23 protein-coding genes and 1 tRNA gene are annotated in these 20,856 nt (G+C 32.9%); 12 read left to right on the plus strand and 12 right to left on the minus strand.

Annotated features, from left to right (window positions below):
• Positions 1-4 precede the first annotated feature (4 nt).
• The 3 genes from H4O20_RS07660 (at position 5) to H4O20_RS07670 (ending at position 4,120) form a co-directional block, all read left to right on the plus strand.
• Positions 5-958 carry a MoxR family ATPase gene (locus H4O20_RS07660; RefSeq protein WP_139856486.1) on the plus strand — a complete coding sequence of 318 codons (954 nt, stop codon included), beginning with the start codon at positions 5-7 and terminating at the stop codon, positions 956-958.
• 263 nt (positions 959-1,221) lie between these two features.
• Positions 1,222-3,486 carry an aconitate hydratase gene (locus H4O20_RS07665; protein WP_139856487.1) on the plus strand — a complete coding sequence of 755 codons (2,265 nt, stop codon included), beginning with the start codon at positions 1,222-1,224 and terminating at the stop codon, positions 3,484-3,486.
• Between the two features lie 70 nt (positions 3,487-3,556).
• On the plus strand, positions 3,557-4,120 hold the full coding sequence (locus tag H4O20_RS07670; RefSeq protein WP_221442776.1) for a TlpA disulfide reductase family protein: 564 nt from the start codon (positions 3,557-3,559) through the stop codon (positions 4,118-4,120).
• Positions 4,121-4,138: 18 nt separating this feature from the next.
• On the opposite strand, the gene H4O20_RS07675 is transcribed toward H4O20_RS07670, so the two are convergent.
• From H4O20_RS07675 to H4O20_RS07700, 6 genes are all read right to left on the minus strand, one after another.
• Entirely contained in the window at positions 4,139-4,849 is a 711-nt protein-coding gene (locus tag H4O20_RS07675; protein ID WP_185098821.1) for a lycopene cyclase domain-containing protein, read from the minus strand.
• Between the two features lie 3 nt (positions 4,850-4,852).
• A complete protein-coding gene (locus tag H4O20_RS07680) occupies positions 4,853-5,302 on the minus strand; it encodes a sterol desaturase family protein (protein ID WP_139856489.1) in 450 nt (149 codons plus the stop codon).
• 49 nt (positions 5,303-5,351) lie between these two features.
• A complete protein-coding gene (locus H4O20_RS07685) occupies positions 5,352-6,194 on the minus strand; it encodes a phytoene/squalene synthase family protein (RefSeq protein ID WP_185098822.1) in 843 nt (280 codons plus the stop codon).
• Positions 6,191-7,657 (minus strand): NAD(P)/FAD-dependent oxidoreductase, encoded by a 1,467-nt coding sequence (locus H4O20_RS07690; RefSeq protein WP_185098823.1) that lies wholly within the window; start codon positions 7,655-7,657, stop codon positions 6,191-6,193. The genes H4O20_RS07685 and H4O20_RS07690 overlap by 4 nt, the downstream gene beginning before the upstream one ends.
• Positions 7,658-7,807: 150 nt before the next feature.
• A complete protein-coding gene (locus H4O20_RS07695; protein WP_282032409.1) occupies positions 7,808-8,704 on the minus strand; it encodes a MerR family transcriptional regulator in 897 nt (298 codons plus the stop codon).
• A gap of 123 nt (positions 8,705-8,827) precedes the next feature.
• Positions 8,828-8,910: transfer RNA gene (locus tag H4O20_RS07700), tRNA-Leu, on the minus strand.
• A 200-nt stretch (positions 8,911-9,110) separates the two neighbouring features.
• On the opposite strand from H4O20_RS07700, the gene raiA reads away from it, so the two are divergent.
• Together raiA and H4O20_RS07710 are read left to right on the plus strand one after the other, a co-directional pair.
• The gene (gene raiA, locus H4O20_RS07705; protein ID WP_139856493.1) at positions 9,111-9,410 is read left to right on the plus strand and encodes a ribosome-associated translation inhibitor RaiA; all 300 of its coding nucleotides are present in this window, start codon (positions 9,111-9,113) and stop codon (positions 9,408-9,410) included.
• Between the two features lie 10 nt (positions 9,411-9,420).
• The gene (locus tag H4O20_RS07710) at positions 9,421-10,257 is read left to right on the plus strand and encodes a universal stress protein (RefSeq protein WP_139856494.1); all 837 of its coding nucleotides are present in this window, start codon (positions 9,421-9,423) and stop codon (positions 10,255-10,257) included.
• A gap of 74 nt (positions 10,258-10,331) precedes the next feature.
• Here the strand turns inward: H4O20_RS07710 and deoD are convergent, their stop codons facing one another.
• The 5 genes from deoD to H4O20_RS07735 all read right to left on the minus strand — a co-directional run bounded on the left by deoD (position 10,332) and on the right by H4O20_RS07735 (position 13,467).
• Positions 10,332-11,030, minus strand: a complete 699-nt coding sequence (gene deoD / locus H4O20_RS07715) for a purine-nucleoside phosphorylase (protein WP_185098824.1) — start codon at positions 11,028-11,030, stop codon at positions 10,332-10,334.
• Positions 11,014-11,685, minus strand: coding sequence for a deoxyribose-phosphate aldolase (gene deoC, locus H4O20_RS07720; protein ID WP_139856496.1), 672 nt, complete (start codon positions 11,683-11,685; stop codon positions 11,014-11,016). The genes deoD and deoC overlap by 17 nt, the downstream gene beginning before the upstream one ends.
• Positions 11,685-11,987, minus strand: a complete 303-nt coding sequence (trxA, locus tag H4O20_RS07725; RefSeq protein ID WP_139856497.1) for a thioredoxin — start codon at positions 11,985-11,987, stop codon at positions 11,685-11,687. The genes deoC and trxA overlap by 1 nt, the downstream gene beginning before the upstream one ends.
• A gap of 144 nt (positions 11,988-12,131) precedes the next feature.
• On the minus strand, positions 12,132-12,998 hold the full coding sequence (locus H4O20_RS07730; RefSeq protein WP_185098825.1) for a DUF3298 and DUF4163 domain-containing protein: 867 nt from the start codon (positions 12,996-12,998) through the stop codon (positions 12,132-12,134).
• Between the two features lie 73 nt (positions 12,999-13,071).
• Complete coding sequence (locus H4O20_RS07735) at positions 13,072-13,467, minus strand: hypothetical protein (protein WP_260402659.1); 396 nt, start codon at positions 13,465-13,467, stop codon at positions 13,072-13,074.
• A 113-nt stretch (positions 13,468-13,580) separates the two neighbouring features.
• Between H4O20_RS07735 and H4O20_RS07740 the strand changes: the two genes are divergently transcribed.
• From H4O20_RS07740 to H4O20_RS07750, 3 genes are all read left to right on the plus strand, one after another.
• On the plus strand, positions 13,581-14,816 hold the full coding sequence (locus tag H4O20_RS07740; RefSeq protein WP_185098827.1) for a sensor histidine kinase KdpD: 1,236 nt from the start codon (positions 13,581-13,583) through the stop codon (positions 14,814-14,816).
• A gap of 1 nt (position 14,817) precedes the next feature.
• Positions 14,818-15,876, plus strand: a complete 1,059-nt coding sequence (locus tag H4O20_RS07745; protein ID WP_139856501.1) for a response regulator — start codon at positions 14,818-14,820, stop codon at positions 15,874-15,876.
• Between the two features lie 83 nt (positions 15,877-15,959).
• Positions 15,960-16,799 carry a universal stress protein gene (locus H4O20_RS07750; RefSeq protein ID WP_185098828.1) on the plus strand — a complete coding sequence of 280 codons (840 nt, stop codon included), beginning with the start codon at positions 15,960-15,962 and terminating at the stop codon, positions 16,797-16,799.
• Positions 16,800-16,860: 61 nt separating this feature from the next.
• On the opposite strand, the gene H4O20_RS07755 is transcribed toward H4O20_RS07750, so the two are convergent.
• On the minus strand, positions 16,861-17,094 hold the full coding sequence (locus H4O20_RS07755) for a hypothetical protein (RefSeq protein ID WP_139856503.1): 234 nt from the start codon (positions 17,092-17,094) through the stop codon (positions 16,861-16,863).
• Positions 17,095-17,237: 143 nt separating this feature from the next.
• Between H4O20_RS07755 and H4O20_RS07760 the strand changes: the two genes are divergently transcribed.
• From H4O20_RS07760 to H4O20_RS07775, 4 genes are all read left to right on the plus strand, one after another.
• Positions 17,238-18,083: a universal stress protein gene (locus H4O20_RS07760; protein WP_185098829.1), complete on the plus strand. Its 846-nt coding sequence runs from the start codon at positions 17,238-17,240 to the stop codon at positions 18,081-18,083.
• A 139-nt stretch (positions 18,084-18,222) separates the two neighbouring features.
• Positions 18,223-19,065: a universal stress protein gene (locus tag H4O20_RS07765; protein ID WP_185098830.1), complete on the plus strand. Its 843-nt coding sequence runs from the start codon at positions 18,223-18,225 to the stop codon at positions 19,063-19,065.
• 36 nt (positions 19,066-19,101) lie between these two features.
• Positions 19,102-19,953 (plus strand): universal stress protein, encoded by an 852-nt coding sequence (locus tag H4O20_RS07770; protein ID WP_185098831.1) that lies wholly within the window; start codon positions 19,102-19,104, stop codon positions 19,951-19,953.
• Between the two features lie 41 nt (positions 19,954-19,994).
• On the plus strand, positions 19,995-20,846 hold the full coding sequence (locus tag H4O20_RS07775) for a universal stress protein (protein ID WP_185098832.1): 852 nt from the start codon (positions 19,995-19,997) through the stop codon (positions 20,844-20,846).
• Positions 20,847-20,856 lie beyond the last annotated feature (10 nt).

A 20,856-nucleotide genomic window follows, 5' to 3' on the forward strand; every position in this document is an offset into this window, starting at 1 on the left:
TAATATGTCAGACGTAGCAGCCGTAAAACAACTGGTTTCAAAATACAATGCCCTTAGGCAGGAAATTAAAAAAGTAATAGTAGGTCAAGATGAAGTGGTAGAGCAAGTATTGCTTTCCATATTTTCTGGCGGTCATGCGTTGCTTATCGGTGTTCCTGGGCTTGCAAAAACCTTGTTGGTGAATACTGTTGCTGAAGCTCTTGGGTTAAACTTTAAAAGAATACAATTTACTCCAGACTTAATGCCTAGTGATATTCTAGGTTCAGAAATATTGGATAAAGACCGTGAGTTTAAGTTTATCAAAGGTCCAATATTTGCAAATATTATTCTTGCAGATGAGATTAATAGAACTCCGCCGAAAACACAAGCAGCACTTTTAGAAGCAATGCAAGAACGCGCTGTAACTGTGGCCGGACATCACTATAAATTAGATTTACCTTATTTTGTACTCGCTACACAAAACCCAATTGAACAGGAAGGAACCTATCCCTTACCTGAAGCGCAATTAGACCGTTTTATGTTTGCGATTAACTTAGAATACCCTTCATTTGCTGAGGAAGTAGAAGTTGTAAAGCAAACTACCGCTGGTGTAAACCAAAGTGTAAATGCACTGTTTACAGCTCAAGAAATTATCGATTTTCAACAGCTAATTAGAAGAATTCCTGTTGCCGATAACGTTATTGAATACGCTGTTGGACTAGTTGGAAAAACGAGACCGAATAGTCCGTCTGCACCTGAAATTGTAAAAAATTACGTCGATTGGGGAGCAGGACCTAGAGCTTCACAAAACCTAATTTTAGCAGCAAAATCGAATGCCGCTTTAAATGGAAAATACTCTCCAGACATTGAAGATGTTCAGAAAGCTGCTATCGGAATCTTAAGACACCGACTAATAAAAAATTATAAAGCAGAGGCTGAGGGCTTAAGTATAGAAGAAATTATTAGAAGTTTATTCTAATTCTTTGCTTTAATCTTTTCATTAGAATTATAGGGTGAAGTCTTTCACAGTAATAATTTTAGTTGAAATAAAATTAGACACTTATTAAGTTGCTCTTTTCTTTTTTAAATTCTCATTATTAGTAGCTAAAAATTAAAGAATTGATATTTTTTGACAACTAATATTAGTTTTAAGTGAATTATATTCATTAAAGAAGCAACTTCGTTAAATACTTTTTAAATATTCCAAATTTTTGTAAATTCGCAACAACAAAAAATACAACTATGGCTTTTGATATTGATATGATTAAAAAGGTGTACGCCCAGATGGCAGAACGTGTTGATAAAGCACGTGAAATCACGGGTAGACCCCTTACACTTTCTGAAAAAATTCTTTATTCACACCTTTGGGATGGCACTCCTAATACGGCTTTCCAACGTGGGAAAGATTATGTAGACTTTGCTCCAGATAGAATTGCTTGCCAGGATGCAACAGCACAAATGGCATTGTTACAATTTATGCAAGCTGGAAAAAAATCGGTTGCAGTTCCAACTACTGTTCACTGTGATCACTTAATCCAAGCAAAACAAGGTGCTGCAAAAGATTTAATGCGTGCTAACGAAACAAGTAATGAAGTTTTTGACTTCTTAGAATCTGTTTCAAATAAATATGGAATTGGTTTTTGGAGACCAGGAGCTGGAATTATTCACCAAGTAGTACTTGAAAACTACGCTTTCCCTGGAGGAATGATGATTGGTACCGATAGCCATACTGTAAACGCGGGTGGTTTAGGAATGGTTGCAATTGGAGTTGGTGGAGCCGATGCAGTTGATGTAATGGCAGGAATGCCATGGGAGTTAAAATTCCCAAAACTTATTGGTGTTAAATTAACTGGTAAGTTAAACGGATGGACTGCTTCTAAAGACGTTATCTTAAAAGTAGCTGGTATTCTAACTGTAAAAGGTGGAACAGGTGCCATAGTTGAGTATTTTGGTCCAGGTGCAAAGAACCTTTCTTGTACTGGTAAAGGAACTATCTGTAATATGGGTGCCGAAATTGGAGCGACTACTTCAACATTTGGTTACGACGATTCTATGGAGCGTTTCCTACGTGCTACAGATAGAAATGAAATTGCTGATGAAGCAAACAAAATACGCGAGTATTTAACTGGAGATGATGAAGTTTACGAAAATCCAGAACAATACTTCGATCAAGTAATTGAAATTGACCTTTCTACATTACGCCCACACTTAAACGGTCCATTTACTCCAGATTTAGCTACTGAAGTTGGTGATTTAGGTGAAAAAGCAAGAAAAAATGATTGGCCACTTAAAGTTGATTGGGGATTAATCGGTTCTTGTACAAACTCTTCATATGAAGATTTATCCAGAGCTGCATCTATCGCACAACAAGCAATTGATAAAAAATTAAAGTCGAAAAGTGACTTCGGAATTAACCCAGGTTCAGAACAAATTCGCTATACAGCAGAGCGTGATGGCTTACTAGATGTTTTTGAAAACCTTGGGGCAACTATCTTTACTAACGCTTGTGGACCTTGTATTGGACAATGGGATAGAAGTGATAGAAAAGGTGAAGAAAAAAACACAATTGTGCACTCTTTCAACAGAAACTTCTCAAAACGTGCAGATGGTAACCCAAATACACACGCTTTTGTAGGTTCACCAGAAATGGTTGCAGCCATTGCAATTTCAGGTCGTTTAGATTTCGATCCTATGAACGATACTCTTATTAATGAAGATGGAGAAGAGGTTAAATTGGACGAGCCAGTAGGACTTGAATTACCTCCTAAAGGTTTTGCGGTTGACGATAATGGATATTTAGCGCCAACTGAAGACGGTAGCACTGTTGAGGTAAAAGTTGCAACGGATAGCGAGCGCCTTCAATTGTTAGAACCATTCGTGCCAATTCAAGATGCTGAATTACAAGGTGTAAAACTTTTAATAAAAGCATTCGGAAAATGTACTACCGACCATATTTCTATGGCAGGACCTTGGTTACGTTACCGTGGACACTTAGATAATATTTCAAACAATACATTAATTGGTGCTGTCAACGCTTTCAATAAGAAAACAAACTTCGTTAAAAATCAGTTGACTGAGGAATACGGAGGTGTACCCGATGTACAGCGTCAATACAAGGCACAAGGAATTAAAACTATCGTTGTGGGTGACCATAACTACGGTGAAGGTTCTTCTCGTGAGCACGCAGCAATGCAGCCTAGATTCTTAGGTGTTGCAGCCGTTTTAGTAAAATCTTTTGCTAGAATTCACGAAACAAACTTGAAAAAACAAGGTATGCTTGGATTGACATTTGCTAATGAAGCAGATTACGATCTAATTCAAGAAGATGATACTTTCAACTTTGTGGATATTGCAGACTTTGCTCCTAATAAACCATTGACAATTGAAGTTGTTCATAAGGATGGAAGTAAAGATGTAATTATGGCAAACCATACTTATAACGATGCTCAAATTAAGTGGTACCGTGAAGGTTCAGCTTTAAATTTGATTAAAAAGCAAAACGCTTAAAAATCACTGTTTTCAATATACAAACCTAACAGGTTTCATTACCTGTTAGGTTTTTTTATATCTTAGAGTTATGATAGGTTTTTTAAAAGAACACTGGAGCAATATTTTATTCGTTGGATTACTTGTTTTACTTATTATCCCACAAACGAGAATGCCAATACAAGTTTTTGTACAACGATTAATATCATTTTCTCCATCTGAAAAAGCCGAGTCTAAACGAGAAACGTTAACCGATTACAATTGGAGTTTACAGCCGCTCAATTCTGAAGAAATCAATTTCTCACAATCAGAAGGAAAGGTTACAATAGTAAATCTTTGGGCTACTTGGTGTCCACCGTGTGTTGCAGAAATGCCTTCTTTTCAAAAACTATACAACAGTTATGGAGAAAAAGTAGATTTCTATTTCGTTACTTCAGAAACTCCAGAAAAGATTGAGAAATTTATGGATAAAAACGGTTATAATTTGCCGATATATATTCAAAAATATAAAGCACCAACACAGTTAGAATCCAATGTGCTTCCTACTACTTATGTAATGTCTAAAACAGGTGAAATAGTTATAGATGAAACGGGTGTAGCCGATTGGAATAGCAAGAAAATGAGAGCCCTTTTAGATAAACTTCTATCGGAATAGATAATAAGGTTAAGTACACTATTTTATAATTTCTTCCGTTTTTGAAGGGTATTTCTCTTTAAATTTTTCCATTAATACAAATATTGTAAGCAACATGGTAAGTGCGTAAACACTATCTTCAATAGGAACAGTTCCTATTCGAATTCCTAGGTTTTCAGCATCATTATACCAAACTACTTGTTCGTTAATCCAACTTCCAGTTAAGAAACCATTCACTATAAAAAACGGAATTAATAGCACCAAAAATACTGGGAAGAATATATTTAAAGCACTTCGCATATAGTTGAAGACTAATCCTAGTAAAACCACAGCATAAGCGAAATTAATTGCTGTGTACCAACGGTCGAAGTTGTATAGAAGAATTGCAATAAAAATAGTTTGCAGAGTGTAATAAACTATTTTAGTAAGCTTATTTGAAAAGGCAAACTTAGGCCATAAATCTTTAAAAGCATATATGGTGAATAGACAAGCGTAGGGAATACAGATAAAAAACAGCCATTCTTCAATGGGGAGATTAATTAATCGATATCCTGAAAGGTAAGTATCATTAAAGCCCCAAAAACCATTTTGAGTGAAAATGATATCCCAAGAAACAAAAAAAGCCATCATTATAAATGTGGCGGGAAAAAAGTATTTCCACAATTTGTAGAACTTCAATTTTGGGTGAAAACTGAAAATAAAAGGAATGCTTAATGAAGCTAAATCCAATACAAAATAAAGGTGCCACATAATTTATTTCTTGAAGTATTTTAATGGTGGAAGTAACATTCCGAAACACTCTCCATCTTCTTTTCCTAAGTGTTTATGGTGCATTTTATGCGCTCTCCTAATGCCTCTAGCATACCAATTATTTGCATTTCTAAATAACTTAAAGCGCTGGTGGATAAAGATATCGTGAACAAAGAAGTAAGCGAGCCCATAAGCAAAAATCCCTAATCCGATTGGTAGTCCAGCCCAGAAGCCATAATAGCTCCACCCGATAAAACAGCTTATACTTATTAACGCATAAAAAAGAAAAAAATAATCATTGCGTTCCCACCAACTGCCGTGATCTTTTTTGTGGTGATCTTTGTGTAACTTCCATAAAAACCCGTGCATAACATATTTATGAGTGAACCACGCCATAAATTCCATTATGCAGAAAGTAGCAATGAAAATTATTATCCAAAGAACTGTATCCATTTTTTCTATTTATCGTTTTATGTATTAGGAATCTTATTTAGAAATAATGTTACCTCACCAAATTTAATTGATATTTCACATAGCTCCTCATTAAAAGCCCAATCTTTTCAGTATTTGGGATTCGAATCCGAGTATTTTTAATTTCTAAAGCTGGAGTTTTTTGAAGTTTTTTCAATAGCCTTTTATAATATCTATACGCAATAAAAACTCCGAGTTTCGCTTCATTTGGAAGGTGTAATATTCCCTGATATCCTTTGTCGAAATTATCAGTTATTTCACTAATTATACCTTGTTTTGAAATTTCATCTAACGAATCCAAATTTGCATTTGGAAAATAAGTTCGTTGTAGGTTATCGTGGTCTTCTTTTAAATCTCTAAGGAAATTTACCTTTTGAAAAGCCGAACCCAAGTTCATAGCTGCTTCTTTTAGAGCTTCGTACTTATCGGTATTTCCTTTTACAAACACTTTTAAGCACATTAGCCCAACAACATCGGCTGAGCCATAGATATAGTTATTAAATTCTTCTGGAGTGGCGTAAACCTGTTTAGTTAAGTCTAAGCGCATACTTGCCATAAAGGTGTCTATCAACTCTCTTTCAATGTTGTATTTGTAAACGGTATGTTGAAATGAATTTAATATTGGATTTAGACTAATACGATCTTCCAAAGCTTCATTTAAAGCAGTTTCAAAACGATTAAAAAGTAATCCTTTGTTGTAATCGTGAAACGAATCTACAATCTCATCGGCGAAGCGAACAAACCCGTAGATATTGTAAATATCTTGACGAATAGATGGTGCTAACATTCGTGTAGCTAACGAAAAAGATGTGCTGTAAGTTTCAGTAACCTTTTTGCTGCAGGATTTAGATACTATGTCGAAAAGCTCTTTCACTTTTTTATTGATTTTTCAATTAATCCTGTTGCCAATTTTCCTGAAATTAAAGCTGGTGGTACTCCGGGACCTGGAACAGTAAGTTGTCCTGTGAAAAATAAATTCTTCACTTTACTACTCTTTAAATTCGGTCTTAAAAATGCAGTTTGCAAAAGCGTATTTGCAAGTCCGTATGCATTTCCTTTGTAACTATTATAATCTGAAATAAAGTCGTTTACACAAAATGACTCTTTAAATATAACTGATTTTGTGATAGATTGATTCGTAACACTTTCAAATCTTTTTATTATTTTTTTAAAATACACTTCTCTTATTTCGAGATTATCTTCCAAACCAGGGGCAAGAGGTATAAGAAAAATCCCTAATTCTTTTCCTTTAGGCGCAACATTCTCATCTGTTTTTGAAGGGAAACTAGCGTAAAATAAGGGTTCTTTAGGCCATTTGGGATTGTCGTAAATTTCTTCAGAATGTTTTTTAAAATCTACGTCGAAAAACAAAGTGTGATGATCTACATTTTGAATCTCTTTATCAAATCCTACATAGAAAAGTAGGGCAGAAGGAGCAAAGGTTTTCTTTTTCCAATAACTCTCAGAATATTGTCGGTATTTAGTGGGTAGCAAGCTTTCTGTATGGTGATAATCTGCACCGCTCAATATAAAATCGGCATTTACTTGATTTCCATTTACTATAATTGATGTGGCTTGTCCATCTTCAATATTTATATTTTCAACGTTTTGATTTGTTTTAATTGTAACACCTAGCTCTTCTGTAAGTTGCTGAATTCCTTTTACTACAGAATACATCCCTCCCTTTGGATGAAATGTACCTAAACCAAAATCGGCATAATTCATAAAGCTGTAAAAAGATGGTGTATTTGATGGCTTAGCACCTAGAAATAAAACTGGAAATTCTAATATAGAAATTAGTTTTGGATTGTTAAATTCTTGCCTAACGTCTTTACTGATTGTGCTAAAAAACTGTCCAACTTTTTTTATGGTGGCAGTAGTTACGAGTTCTAAAGGTGAAACTCCAGGTCGATAAACCAAATCTTTTATGGCTATATTGTAATTGTCTTGGGCTTGTGCAATAAACTTTTTTAGCTTCGTTGAGCTGCCTACTTCTTCATTTTCAAATGCAACACAAATTTTATCTAAAGTATCTTCAATGCTTATATGATCGTTTTTTCCAAAAAAAACTCGATAGGCTGGATTGAGTTTTTCTAATTGGTAATATTCAGCAGGAGACTTCCCGAAATCGGAGAAAAATCGTTCAAATACATCTGGCATCCAGTACCAAGTAGGGCCCATATCGAATTTAAACCCATCCTTGTTTAACTGCCTAGCGCGGCCCCCAATACTTGAATTTTTTTCATATATAGTAACACTATATCCCGCTTTGGCTAAATAGCAAGAAGCAGCTAGTGATGAAAACCCAGAACCAATAATTAATACGGACTTGTTCATTTTGTTTAACAAATGTACAAAATAATTAAACAATATTAAATCATAAAATGACTAATTAAAAATTTTCATCTCAAATAATTCTTATTTGCACAGCAATTTTTACAGTAAGTGGGTAGTGTGATAATGTGAGAACTTTATAATGTAAAATATTTATAAAGTTGTTTCAATGTGTTGGGTAAATAATTCCAAACTATTAAAAACACGAATATTATTATATGTGTTTACTACCTGATCAACTTTTTTACCTAAAATCCAAAGTTCACAAGGTTTTATATGGCTAACTTTCTCTTGAAATTCGCTTATATAATTTTCTACCTGATCTGTCTCTGGTTGTACTGTAAAATACGTCACGAAAACGATTTCAGATTGGGTTTTTACTACGTGGTTTAAACTATCAATGGGTACGTTTGCTCCTAAATATATAGTGTTATACCCCGCTGATAAAAGTTCATAATTAGCATATAAAAGCCCTATATCGTGAATTTCTTTTAGCGGTAGATACAATACAAAAGTTTTGTTTTCTTTCGCTGTTGGAGTGTCTTTTATAAGATTGTATTGTTGAATAATTAAATGGCGTATTTTTTCTGAAATAAAATGTTCGTGAGAAGGGTCAATAGTTCCAGAATGCCAAAGAATTCCTGTTTCATTTAATAGTGGAACAAATACTTCTAAAAACACTTCTCGAAACGATTTTTGCTCTATTAGTTTCTTAAAAGTAGTGTCAAAAAGTTCACTATCGAACTCGAACATAGCTGTCTTTAAAACATTACAAGCATATTCGGTGTTTAGTTCGTGAACATTCTCTTTAACTAATTTCTGAAGCTCAGTTTTATTAAGACTTGCTAAGGTTGAAATTTTATGACCTTCATTATATAAATAAACAATGTTGAGAAGCTTTTTTAGGCTTTCGAGATCGTATTTCCTTATGTTGGTATCGGTGCGATTAGGCTCAAGAAGATTATATCGTTTTTCCCAAATCCTAATTGTATGGGCTTTAACGTTTGAAAGATTTTCAAGATCTTTTATGCCGAATTGAGTTTTAACCACAAAAATTAAATAATTTATATTTCAAGGGTGAAATTACTAAAAAGAAAGAAGGTTTGTTTAAAAATTTGAATTTATCTTTAAACAATTCGATACGTATATCGATTAAATATACACTAAAATTTGTACCCGGAATGGGACTTGAACCCACACGTCCATAAGACACATGGCCCTCAACCATGCCTGTCTACCAATTCCAGCACCCGGGTGGATGTTGCTATAAGCTGCTAGCTTACTCGAACAGAGCGCAAATATAATATTTTATAAAATTAAAGCTAAAGCGTTCAAAGTTTATTTGAATATTATTTCTTGTTTTAATTTCAATAAGAAGCTTAATATGATTTTGGTCATTATTAGAGTCGTTAATTAAGGTTATATTTGATATAATAAGTAACAAATTTGTGATATTATGACTATAAACATCCAATTCATAAAAATGCCAACTAGTGAGGCAATGTCTGAATATGTTAAGCAAAGGCTTGATAAACTAGGCGAAAAATACGAATGGCTTATTCGTGCAGATGTAAGTTTTAAAATGGAAAATAACGTCTATGGAAAAGGTAATATTTGTGAAATTGAGTTAAGCCTGCCTGGACCTAAGATTTTTGCAGCTTCAACCGAAACAACTTTTGAAGCAGCAGCTAAAGAAACAATCTCGGATTTAGAAAGACAACTTAAAAAACGTAAAGCAAAATTTTCAACCCACTAAAAACATAAAGATGAAAAAAATATTAGTCCCTGTAGATTTCTCGAAATATTCCGATTACGCCATGGAAGTGGCTGCTGGAATTGCTAAAAAACAAAACGCTGAAATTATTGCCTTGCATATGATGGGGCTTAGTGATGCGGTAGTAACAAGAAACGAATCGAGAGAGGTTTTTGAAGCAATGTACTATATGAGGCTTGCCGAAACAAAGTTTGCAGAACTTTTGGATAAAGATTACTTAGAAGGTGTTAAGGTAACCGATACAGTTCATAATTATACAATCTTCAGTGAAATAAATGATGTTGCTAAAGAAATGAACATAGATCTTATAGTAATGGGATCTCACGGAAGTTCTGGTTTAAAAGAAGTCTTTGTAGGTAGTAATACAGAGAAAGTAGTTCGTACTTCAGAAATTCCGGTTTTAGTGATAAAACATAGACACGAAAAATTTAATCCGAAATTGGGGGTTTTCGCTTGTGACTTTTTAGAAAATTCAGTTGGACCTTATAAACGTGCAAAAGAGGTTTTTGAAACTTTCGGAATAGATATGCAAATGCTGTATGTAAACCTAGCTGGAGATTTTCGCAGTACAAGAGAAATTGAAAAAAGAATTTTAGATTTTTTCAAATCTGCTGGAGAATCAAACCCTTTGGAAAGCTTGAACAGTGTGGCTCACTACAACGAATATTCTGTAGAAGCAGGAATATTTGGTTACAGCCAAATAGTTAATGCAGATATTATTTCTTTACCAACTCAAGGTAGACAAGGCTTAGCACACTTTTTCTCAGGAAGTATAGGGGAAGATGTAGTAAATCACTCAGATTTGCCAGTTATGACATTTAGAGTTTAGTTAGTTGCTATCGACATCAATTAACTTTAAAAAGCAGAAATTCACCAATTGAATTTCTGCTTTTCTTTTCTTTATTAAACGGTGTTTAACGCTATGTCAATCATCTTAGAAAAACTTCCTTCTCGTTCTTCAGAAGTCGTGGTTTTACCAGTTACTAGGGAGTCTGAAATAGTTAGAATAGACAAAGCTTTTACATTGTATTTTGCCGCAATGGTATAAAGCCCTGCAGTTTCCATCTCAACGCAAAGTACCCCATATTCAGCCCATTTTTTATAATCTTCAACATTGTCTTCGTAGAACTGATCGGTTGTAAGAATGTTTCCAGCTTTTATAGAAATGTTATTTTCTTTAGCATAAAGTACAGCTTTTATAAACAAATCGAAATCGGCAGTAGGAGCGAAATCGGAGTTTGAAAACCGTGATTTATTGATGCCAGAATTTGATGAAGCTGCCATTGCAATTACTATATCGCGAACATTAATATCTTTTTTATAGCTACCTGCCGAACCTACTCTAAGTAAGTTTTTAACGCCATAATCGTTTATAAGTTCGTGACAATATATTAAGGCTGAAGGAACTCCCATTCCTGTACCTTGCACCGAAATACGCTTTCCTTTATAAGTGCCAGTATAACCATACATTCCGCGTACTTCGTTATAGCACTTAGCATCTTTTAAATACGTTTCAGCTATCCATTTCGCTCGTAAAGGGTCACCAGGAAGAAGAACAGATTCTGCAATTTCGCCTGCTTTGGCTTCAATATGTGTGCTCATTTGTATTTGTATTGTTAGATGTAACAATTTGAATTCCGGAAGAAGTTCCTATTCTACTCACGCCTAGATCGATGTATTTTTTTGCTGTTTTTGCGTCTCTAATGCCCCCCGAAGCTTTTATTTTTAATGTGTCACCTACAGTTTCAACCATTAATTTCACGGCATTCTCGGTCGCTCCGCCAGTGCCAAACCCTGTGGATGTTTTTACAAAATCTGCTCCGGCTGCTTTTGAAATTTTACAAGCGGTAAATATCTCGCTATTGGTTAAATAACAAGTCTCAAGAATTACTTTTAATACTTTATTTCCAATTGCCTTTTTTATATCTGAAATTTCTTTTTCAACAGCATCGAACATTTCAGATTTTAAAAATCCTAGGTTAAGCACCATGTCAATTTCATCGGCACCTTCTTTTACACAATGTTTTGCTTCAAATAATTTTGAATTGGCAGAATTCGCTCCCAAAGGAAAACCAACTACAGCAGCAATTTTTACATCGCTATTCTTTAGTTCGTTTTTAACCAATGAAATATAACAGCTGTTCACACAAACAGCGTAAAAATTATACTCCTTAGCTTCATTACAAAGCTTGATTATATCATCTTTTGTTGCTGTGGCTTTAAGAAGGGTATGGTCTATATATTGATTTAATTCCATCAGTTTTTATGCTGATTGATAATAGAAATTAAATCATCTTTTTGCAAAACACCACTCTGACGCCATTTTTGCTCTCCATTACGGAATAAAATCATGGTAGGAACACCTCTCACTTGAAATTGTGCTGCAAGCGGTTGGTTTTTGTCAACGTCTATCTTTACGATTTTTACAGAATCACCAAGTTCATCTTTTACTTGTTTTAAAATAGGAGCTAACATTTTACAAGGCCCACACCAGTCAGCGAAAAAATCAACAAGAACAGGTGTTTCGGAGTTAATTATATCTTTAAAATTGCTTTTCATCGAATTTTTATAGGATTAAATCTGCCAAATAGTATTAGTATTTGGCTGTGAGTTAATACGATTTATATTTAAACGATAATTTAATATTTGAAGGCTAAATTATCAAGTTTTATTTGCTAAATTTTCAAAAACTATACCGTTAATTTATAACATTAAAAGGTTCTTTTTATGCTTTCTAAGCACTGGCTTCAGCATTTCTAAAGGTATTTTAATAGAATACGTTCCAGTGTATGAAGGGCAAATAATGCAGTCGTCAAAATAGTATTCGGCAACCATATCGTTTATTACAAAGTTGTTTTTAGCGTTGAAAAAATCGTCGTCAGAGATTGTCCAACAATCGTAATACATTTCACCCGATTGGATTTTTTCTTTTAAAAATTCGTTTAAAATCTCTTGAACTTCTTCTTCTGTTCCGTCGTTAAAAAAATCTTCGAATTTTAAGAAAACTCCGCGCTCCAAATCAAAGTTTAAAGTCTCAAAAGTGTAAGCAGCATGGGCTGCACCCGTGTAGTGATTTTCTTTGTAGAAAAGTACACTTATTATTCTATCATTAAGATTATAGATTTTGTAATCTACACTTCGCAGTTCATTTTGCCTTGGAATTCCTAATGAATCACACAAGCGCTTTTCGTCTAAAATTTGCTTTTCTATTTCTTTAATGTCTAAATAATTCTTCTTGATATATTCATTGAAGTTCTCAAACTGTGGTTTGATTTTTTCATTTAAATAAGGGTATTTAAAATCTAATGTAAACCATTCATCTTTTTTTAAAATTGACTTAGAAACTAGTAATGTTTCCAATTCTTCTTTTTGATCCTTTTTTTCAAGTAGTTCTTTTCTTTTAATATCTAGGGTTTGCTCCATCAACTTCAAGTCTTTATCTGAAACACTGAAAGAATCAGCACTTTTCTCAATTAGTTGTTCGTCTTCACTTTCAGGTTTTACTTTATTGGAGTCGTTCTTACAGGCAAGAAAGGTAAGAAAGACAAGGATTGGAAGAAGGTTTTTCATTTTAAATTTGGTTTGAATTATAAAAATAACGAAAGATTTTTATTGTAGAGAAGAAAGTAGGTTTAATTAAGAGTTATTCTTCAAGTAGTAATTTTAATTTGGCAAGCATTACAAGTTCGCTTTTGTTTTTACCTGAAAAAGAACTCGCAATAGCATCAGCAGTTTTCCAAATTAGTTTTTTTCGCTCTTCAGTAAAAAGTTTTGAATTTTCTTTTTTATAGTCGGCAAAACTGTCAAAACAATCGTTTGCATCAAGCTGTTCATAGTCGAACCAATCAAATACTATTTCAATTTGATGTGCAGCGTCTCCTTGTAATGAGCCTTTATCGTTATCAATGTTTTTCCAATTCTTTAGAACCATTTTTTTAAGAATATCATATTCTTCTTTGCGCACAACCTTGTCAGCAGCTGCAATTGCGTAAAAGAGTTCTCCCATTTTCTGGTAAAAAAGCAATTGTGGTTTATCCATAATACCCATAATTCTGTGGTTATAAAATGTGTAAATCTAGCTTTAATTCATTTTAATTTTAATGATATAAATCAGTTAAGGGAAACTGATAAAATTCCTTACTTTTGTAAGGAATGAAGGTATTTGACGAAAAAAAAGGTAATATTTTTAAAATTCTTTCTGAAGCTATTTCAGAAGGAATTGTTATTGTTAACGACAAACATGAAATTGTAACCTCTAATGATGCAGGTGATAAAATGTTTGGTTACGAACACGGTGAATTAATTGGTAAAAACCTTAGTGTTTTAATACCCCAGGAATATAGGAGTAATCACCATGTTCAAGTTAACGAGTTTATGGAAAATAGCGACCCGAGACAAATGGGTCATGGTCGTGATTTATATGGAAAAAGAAAAGATGGCAGCACCTTTCCTGTTGAAGCTGGACTAAATCCATTTGAAGTTTATGGCAGCAAATATGTAATGGCTTTGGTTACAGATATTTCTGTTAGAAAACAACAGGAGTTGCAAATTAGAGAGCTCAACAATGAATTAGAACTGAAAATTGAAAAGCGAACACAAGCTTTAAAAGAAAGTATTATTGAACTCGAAAAAGAAGTAGTAAAAAGGAAAGATGCCGAAGATAAAATTAAAGAGTCTTTAAGAAAAGAACGAGAGTTAGGAGAGCTTAAAACAAAGTTCCTATCCTTAGTTTCACACGAATTTAAAACCCCATTAAGTGGAATCCTTACGTCTGCAACCTTGGTAGGGAAATACAAAGAGACTAGCCAACAAGACAAAAGAGAGAAACACTTAAAAACGATTCAAAATAAAGTAAAGTATCTTAATAATATCCTCAACGACTTTTTATCTATAGAGCGTTTAGAATCTGGGAGGGAAACTTATAAATACAGTACTTTTCCATTAAGTAAAGTAGTTAATGAAGTAATTTATAATGCTAATATGCTTTTAAAAGAAGGTCAGCAAATTAACTACCCAAAAAACATAGACGGCATACAAGTTTATTTTGATGAAAAAATTTTAGAATTATCACTAACCAACCTTATTAATAACGCCATAAAATATTCTCCGGAAAATACAAGTATTGATGTAATTGTAATGCCTCAGGAAGACTCTATGAGTATAAAAATTATCGATCAAGGGATTGGCATCCCTGCTAAAGAGCAGAAATTTATTTTCAATAGGTATTTTAGAGCTGAAAATGCTTTGTTGAATCAAGGTACTGGCATTGGTTTAAATATTGTTAAAAGCCATCTAAACAATATAGGTGGTACTATAATCTTCGAAAGTGAAGAAAATAAGGGAAGTGCATTTACTATTACCTTTCCAAGTAAAATTCCAAAAAGTTAATATGAAGAAAATACTTCTAATTGAAGACGATACAGCACTAAGAGAAAATACGGCTGAGCTTTTAGAGCTATCAGATTATAATGTAATTACAGCTGCTAATGGCAGATTAGGGATTGAACAAGCTTTTAAGGAAATTCCCGATATTGTAGTATGTGATATTATGATGCCTGAAATTGACGGTTACGGCGTATTAGAGGCATTAGCTTCAAATGAAAGAACCACACATATACCTTTTATATTTCTTACTGCTAAAACCGAGCACAAAGAAATAAGAAAAGGAATGGATATGGGGGCAGATGATTACCTTACTAAACCATTTGATGAAGGGGATTTAATTAGTGCTATAGAAAGTAGATTGGCGAAATCTGCCATTTTATCTATGCGTACGAATGGCGCTGGTATAAATTTAGATGTAGTTGAAGATGAGGACGCCCCAAGGAATTTAAATCAGCTAAAAAATTATTTTTGCGATGAAGGTACCATTGCCAATTATAAAAAAGGTGATACTATTTATCGTGCTGGTGATCATTCAAATAACATTTTCTTACTGTTGAAGGGAGTTGTAAAAACTCATACAATGGACGATAATGTAAAAGAACTCATTACTGGATTATACAAAGCCGACGATTTTTTAGGGTTTACATCGTTTGAAGATAATTTACCTTATGCCGAGTCTGCTACAGCTGTAGAAGATGTAGAACTGGTTAGCTTGTCCAAAACATATCTAAAAGACATTTTAATAAAAAGTAAAGATGTTACTTTAGAATTAATGAATCTTCTTAGTGATAATTTAACCGAGATAAAGCAGCAATTAATAAGGATGGCCTATAGTTCGGTTAGGAAGAAAACTGCATCTACTATCATTCAGTTTGCTGAAATTATGAATAAAAACACTTCAGCACCATTGCGAATTTCGCGTAACGATTTAGCTGCAACTGCAGGAATAGCAACAGAAAGTTTAATTAGAACGCTATCTGAATTCAAGAAAAATGGAATTATAGAAATTGAAGGGCGTGATATCCACATTGTAGACCTAGAAAGGTTGAAGTTTATAGAATAACACCGTTACCTCTTTCAAAACTGATTTTTATCATTTCTAATATCAAAGCTTACGGATAACTTTGCCTGTGAGACTTTGGTAAAATGAAAAATATTTTAATTCCTACAGATTTTTCTAAAAATTCGCATAATGCAATTCGTTATGCGCTAGATTACTTTGCTGATATTCCAGTCAATTTTTACTTGCTTCATGTATCTTCAAATGAAATTCAAGAACCAAATGGAGAGTTTGAAGGTTTCACAGAATCTATCGCTGAAGTAACTACACTTCAAAATGCTTCCTCTAAACTTAAATCGTTAATTAACACCTGTAAAACATCCAAATTAAACTCTCAACATAAGTTCTATCCAATTGAAGACGACTTAAACTTAGTAGAAGCCATTCGCAAGCAGGTAATTGAGAAAGAAATAGATTATATTTTAATGGGAACCAGAGGAATGTCTGTTTCTAGTTCAAAAAGGCTAGGAAGTAATACCTGTGAAGTAATTACAAAGGTAAAATGTTCAATAATGGCTATTCCTGGTAATGCTAGATTTAGAAAAATAAGCAATGTTGCCTTTATAACTGATTATAACAATATATTTAGAAGTAAAATTATTTCGACACTTTCCGATAATTTGGAATTGCATAATTCGGCACTTCGGGTGCTTAATATAAGAACACATAATCTAGGACTTAATAGCGAGCAAACCGACAATAAAGGATTTTTACACTATTCTTTTAGAGAAAAGAAACACAGTTTTCATTTTGTAGAAAATAAAGAATTAGAAACAGGGCTTAAAAATTTTATAGAAACTTGGGACATTAGTATGGTTTCCATTGTAGCTAAAAACTTAAATTTTATAGAGCGTTTGTTATTAAGGCCTGTGGCTAAATTAGTGAGTTATGAGCCAAATGTACCGTTTTTAGTAATTCACGAATAGTTGATATTTATGAGCATTCAAAATTAAAAAAAGAGCTAGATAGGTTTTTAAAACAGATGTTTTAAAGTTTGTCTTCTTCTTTTTTTATAGGATGATCTTCATAAAAATCTTCAAATTTTTTATCTGTAGTGTAATAATCAGACAAAACGCTATAGACCGAAAATATCAATAATACTTCACCTATAATAGTGAGGAAAAAAATATAATCGAATGAGAATCCTAATGCTGCAAATATTGCAACTGTCGCCAATACTAAAGTAGTTAATACCAGATATGAAATAACAGAGAGTTTCATAACATTTTTAATTTAAAGTTACGAAAATCAAAACCTAATGTCTCATAATGAAACCTTAAATATCAGGTGTTTAGCTGATACTTATCATGTTTATTTCGGTAAGAAAAGCTTATATTTACTTATAAACCTCTAAATACTTTCTAATGCACAAAATTTTAATTCCTGTTGATTTTTCTAATAATTCCATGAATGCTGCTAAATATGCTGCCGAGCTTTTTAAGCACGGTCATTCTGAAATTTACCTTATTCACGCCTTTGCAGATAGAGTATATAATGAAAAATTGAATTTGCCAGATGCCGATTTTGACAGTTTAAAGGCAAAGACACTTAGTGATGTAGAAGAGAAATTAGCTAAAATGAAAAAGGATCTTTTCGCTTACTCACCAAATCCAAAAAATAAAATTATTACAGTTGCTGAATTTGGTTTATTGGTGGATACGGTAAATGAATGGGTAGAAAGTAAAAATGCTGATATTGTGGTAATGGGAACACAAGGCGAAACCGACGATAAAAATATAACTTTTGGAAGTAATACACTTCAAGTTATTAAATACGTTAAATGTCCTGTTTTAGCTATTCCAGAAATCTATACCGATGTTCATCCAAAAAACATCTTATTTCCATCAGATTTTATGATTCCTTTTAAAAGAAGAGAATTAAAGCTGTTAGGATCAATAGCTAAATGCTTTGCTTCCAAAATCAACTTCCTTTATGTATCTAAATTTAACAAATTGTCTTTAAGACAGCATGATAACAAAGCTTTTATGGAAGCTTGTTTAAGTGAAAATCAGATAGATTTTGTTCAAAAGGATAAAAAGAATGTAACTAAAGCAGTTAATAAATTTATTATAGAAAACCCTATCGATATGCTAGTTATGGTTAATACACGGCATTCTTATCTAGAAAATATCCTTTATAAGTCAACTATAGAAAAGATAGGTTTAAAAATTGATATTCCATTTTTAGTACTTCAAAACTTACCACGTTAGTAAAAATATTTAAGCAATCATTTATCTAATTATTCTTTGATATCTATGGAATTTTGAATAATTTAAACTACCAAAACCACATAGGCTCCAAGGATTAATTTTAGATAAATTGAAGCTTAAACCACTAATTTTTTAGTCCATGAAAAAAATAATTGTCCCTTCAGATTTTTCTGAAAATGCATATGCTGCATTACACTATGCTTCAAAACTTTACGGTGATGAATCAATACATATAGTAGTTTTACATTCCTATAGTTCGCAAAATAGAAAAAATAACAATCTAGCAGGACTGAGTGTTAAAGCAGAAACCGGCAAAATAAATCCTGAAGAAGAAAGTAAAAAGTTGCTTCAAAAAATTGAACTAAATACCCCGAAGCAAAATCATAATTATGAATTTATTTTAACCCCCCAATCCTTGTCGAGTACCATCAATAAGATGGTTAAAGAAGATGAAATAAGCCTTGTTGTGATGGGAGATAAAGGACGTACCAGTGCAGAAGATGTATTGGTGGGGAGTACAACAATAAAAGTTTTAAAATCTCTAGAAAACTGTCCTTTACTCATTGTTCCAAATCACGTAAAGTTTGTAGTTCCTTTAAAGATTGGTTTCGCTAGCGATTACAAGGAGTTTTTTAGTTTTTCAAAATTTAAACCAATCACAAGACTTGTTAGACAATTCAATTCGCAAATTCACATTATTAATGTCGGATCGGAAAGAGAACTTGACAAAACACAAAAAGAAAACTACGACAAGTTTATAGTAGACTTAACTGAATACGATGTAGATTTTCACTTTGTACCGAAAAAGGGAAATATTTCTAATACCTTACATTCTGTTATAGAAAAAGAGGATATTGACTTATTTACAATCATACATCATAAACACAATTTTATAAAACAACTTTTCCGTGAGCCAGTGGTAAGCAGGATTGGAAAACACGATTATGTTCCACTTCTAGTAATTCCATCGAAGAGTAAATAAAAAATTGTAAATTAAGAATTTAAATAAACAGATATTATGAAGAAAAGAATATTAATACCCACAGATTTTTCACGCAATGCATTTAATGCTATTAAATATGCAATGGAACTATATAAACGCGAATATTGTGAATTTTTTATTCTAAACACATACTATCTATCAGGATACTCTAAAGACAATTTATTGAGTCCTCAGCCAACAGATAAAGACCTAAGCATTGTAAAAGAACGTTCTGAAAAGAATATTGAAAGATTAAAAATTCAAATGAGTTTTTATGAAGAAAACGAGAAACACAGTTTTAAATACTTTAGTGAGTTTGGACCTTTTTTCGAGGTAATGAAAAACGTTGTTGCCAGAGAAGACATAGAACTTGTTATAATGGGAACTCAAGGTGAAACAGATAATAAAACTGTCATCTTAGGAAGTAATGCTGTAAATGTGATGGAGAAAATTAGAAGTTGTCCAGTGTTGGCAATTCCATCTACAGTTTTATTTAAGGAGCCAAACGAAATAGTTTTTCCAACCAGTTTTAGAACGCATTATAAGGAAAAGGAACTGTCTACATTGGTAGAGATTTCTCGATTATTAAACGCGCCAATTCGCATTTTACACGTACAAAAAGGGAGGGCATTATCAAAACCACAGATAGACAATAAGTTACTATTAGAGAAAATATTAGAGCCAGCTTCATTTACACATCATAGGTTGTATAATGTAGATTTAAAAGATGGCGTTAGTTGTTTTGTTCAAAGTCGAGAAAGCGAAATGATTGCTATTGTAAATAAAAAACACAACTTTTTTGGCAGTATATTTTCAAACCCTATGGTGAAAGAACTTGGTAAGCATACTAATGTTCCACTATTAGCAATGCACGATTTAAGAACATAAAATTTTAGAGTGGGGTTCAAAACACAAATAAACTTTTAGCTATGCATAAAAATATATTAATTCCTACAGATTATTCGCGAAATGCATTTAATGCTATTGTGTACGCTTTTGAGCTTTTTAAAAACATAGATTGTACATTCTATATTTTTCACTCTTATTTTTTGCAGCATTCCGCTCGTGGAAACTTCTTATTTCCAGAACCAGAACCATCTGAGTATGATGCCGCAGCAAGACATTCAGCAGAGAAAATGATTTTTCTTAAAAATAAGGTAAATCTGTTAGCTGATAATCCTAGACACACAATATACTACGATCACAAATTTGGATCTTTTATAGATTTGATAGAAGAAAAGGTGAAGAAAAATGATATTGATCTAATAGTTATGGGAACCCGTGGTGTAACTAATGATGGAGAAGTTGCCTATGGAAGAAATTCGGTAAATATCATGGAAAATATCAGAGATTGTGCCGTTCTCGCAATTCCTTCTAATATATCCTACAGAGATATTAATGAAATTGTATTTCCAACCAATTTTAAAAGTCTTTATATCGAAAGTGAGATGAAAACCTTTGTGAAAATTGCAAAGCAAGGTAAATCTCCAATTCGTATTTTACATATTGGGAAAGAAGCCAATCTTACTGAAAGACAAAAAAATAACCGAATTCAACTAGAAAACCATTTTAAAGGCTTAGAATTTACATATCACTGGCTTGATAAAGTTGGGATTAAAGAAGGACTGCTTTCGTTTGTTGATGAACGTAAAAGTGGGATGATAGCTTTTGTAAATAGAAAACATTGGTTTTTTGGCAGTGCCTTTACAAATCCTTTGGTTAAAAGCCTTGGTGTACATTCTAAAGTGCCAATATTGGCGCTACACGATTCCAGAACATAGTTAAATTACA

This window comes from Aequorivita sp. 609 (assembly GCF_014212065.1).
Taxonomy (GTDB): domain Bacteria; phylum Bacteroidota; class Bacteroidia; order Flavobacteriales; family Flavobacteriaceae; genus Aequorivita; species Aequorivita sinensis.

What these genes read in the sequence shown, in the direction of transcription:
- H4O20_RS07690 (WP_185098823.1), bottom strand. Translation starts at nt 7,657, where the DNA reads ATGAACAAGTCCGTATTAATTATTGGTTCTGGGTTTTCATCACTAGCT.
- H4O20_RS07680 (WP_139856489.1), bottom strand. Translation starts at nt 5,302, where the DNA reads ATGGATACAGTTCTTTGGATAATAATTTTCATTGCTACTTTCTGCATA.
- H4O20_RS07755 (WP_139856503.1), bottom strand. Translation starts at nt 17,094, where the DNA reads ATGAAACTCTCTGTTATTTCATATCTGGTATTAACTACTTTAGTATTG.
- H4O20_RS07765 (WP_185098830.1), top strand. Translation starts at nt 18,223, where the DNA reads ATGAAAAAAATAATTGTCCCTTCAGATTTTTCTGAAAATGCATATGCT.
- trxA (WP_139856497.1), bottom strand. Translation starts at nt 11,987, where the DNA reads ATGAAAAGCAATTTTAAAGATATAATTAACTCCGAAACACCTGTTCTT.
- H4O20_RS07745 (WP_139856501.1), top strand. Translation starts at nt 14,818, where the DNA reads ATGAAGAAAATACTTCTAATTGAAGACGATACAGCACTAAGAGAAAAT.
- H4O20_RS07660 (WP_139856486.1), top strand. Translation starts at nt 5, where the DNA reads ATGTCAGACGTAGCAGCCGTAAAACAACTGGTTTCAAAATACAATGCC.
- H4O20_RS07760 (WP_185098829.1), top strand. Translation starts at nt 17,238, where the DNA reads ATGCACAAAATTTTAATTCCTGTTGATTTTTCTAATAATTCCATGAAT.
- H4O20_RS07735 (WP_260402659.1), bottom strand. Translation starts at nt 13,467, where the DNA reads ATGGATAAACCACAATTGCTTTTTTACCAGAAAATGGGAGAACTCTTT.
- H4O20_RS07775 (WP_185098832.1), top strand. Translation starts at nt 19,995, where the DNA reads ATGCATAAAAATATATTAATTCCTACAGATTATTCGCGAAATGCATTT.
- H4O20_RS07710 (WP_139856494.1), top strand. Translation starts at nt 9,421, where the DNA reads ATGAAAAAAATATTAGTCCCTGTAGATTTCTCGAAATATTCCGATTAC.
- deoD (WP_185098824.1), bottom strand. Translation starts at nt 11,030, where the DNA reads ATGAGCACACATATTGAAGCCAAAGCAGGCGAAATTGCAGAATCTGTT.
- H4O20_RS07750 (WP_185098828.1), top strand. Translation starts at nt 15,960, where the DNA reads ATGAAAAATATTTTAATTCCTACAGATTTTTCTAAAAATTCGCATAAT.
- H4O20_RS07675 (WP_185098821.1), bottom strand. Translation starts at nt 4,849, where the DNA reads ATGTGGCACCTTTATTTTGTATTGGATTTAGCTTCATTAAGCATTCCT.
- H4O20_RS07770 (WP_185098831.1), top strand. Translation starts at nt 19,102, where the DNA reads ATGAAGAAAAGAATATTAATACCCACAGATTTTTCACGCAATGCATTT.
- H4O20_RS07730 (WP_185098825.1), bottom strand. Translation starts at nt 12,998, where the DNA reads ATGAAAAACCTTCTTCCAATCCTTGTCTTTCTTACCTTTCTTGCCTGT.
- H4O20_RS07665 (WP_139856487.1), top strand. Translation starts at nt 1,222, where the DNA reads ATGGCTTTTGATATTGATATGATTAAAAAGGTGTACGCCCAGATGGCA.
- deoC (WP_139856496.1), bottom strand. Translation starts at nt 11,685, where the DNA reads ATGGAATTAAATCAATATATAGACCATACCCTTCTTAAAGCCACAGCA.
- H4O20_RS07670 (WP_221442776.1), top strand. Translation starts at nt 3,557, where the DNA reads ATGATAGGTTTTTTAAAAGAACACTGGAGCAATATTTTATTCGTTGGA.
- raiA (WP_139856493.1), top strand. Translation starts at nt 9,111, where the DNA reads ATGACTATAAACATCCAATTCATAAAAATGCCAACTAGTGAGGCAATG.
- H4O20_RS07740 (WP_185098827.1), top strand. Translation starts at nt 13,581, where the DNA reads ATGAAGGTATTTGACGAAAAAAAAGGTAATATTTTTAAAATTCTTTCT.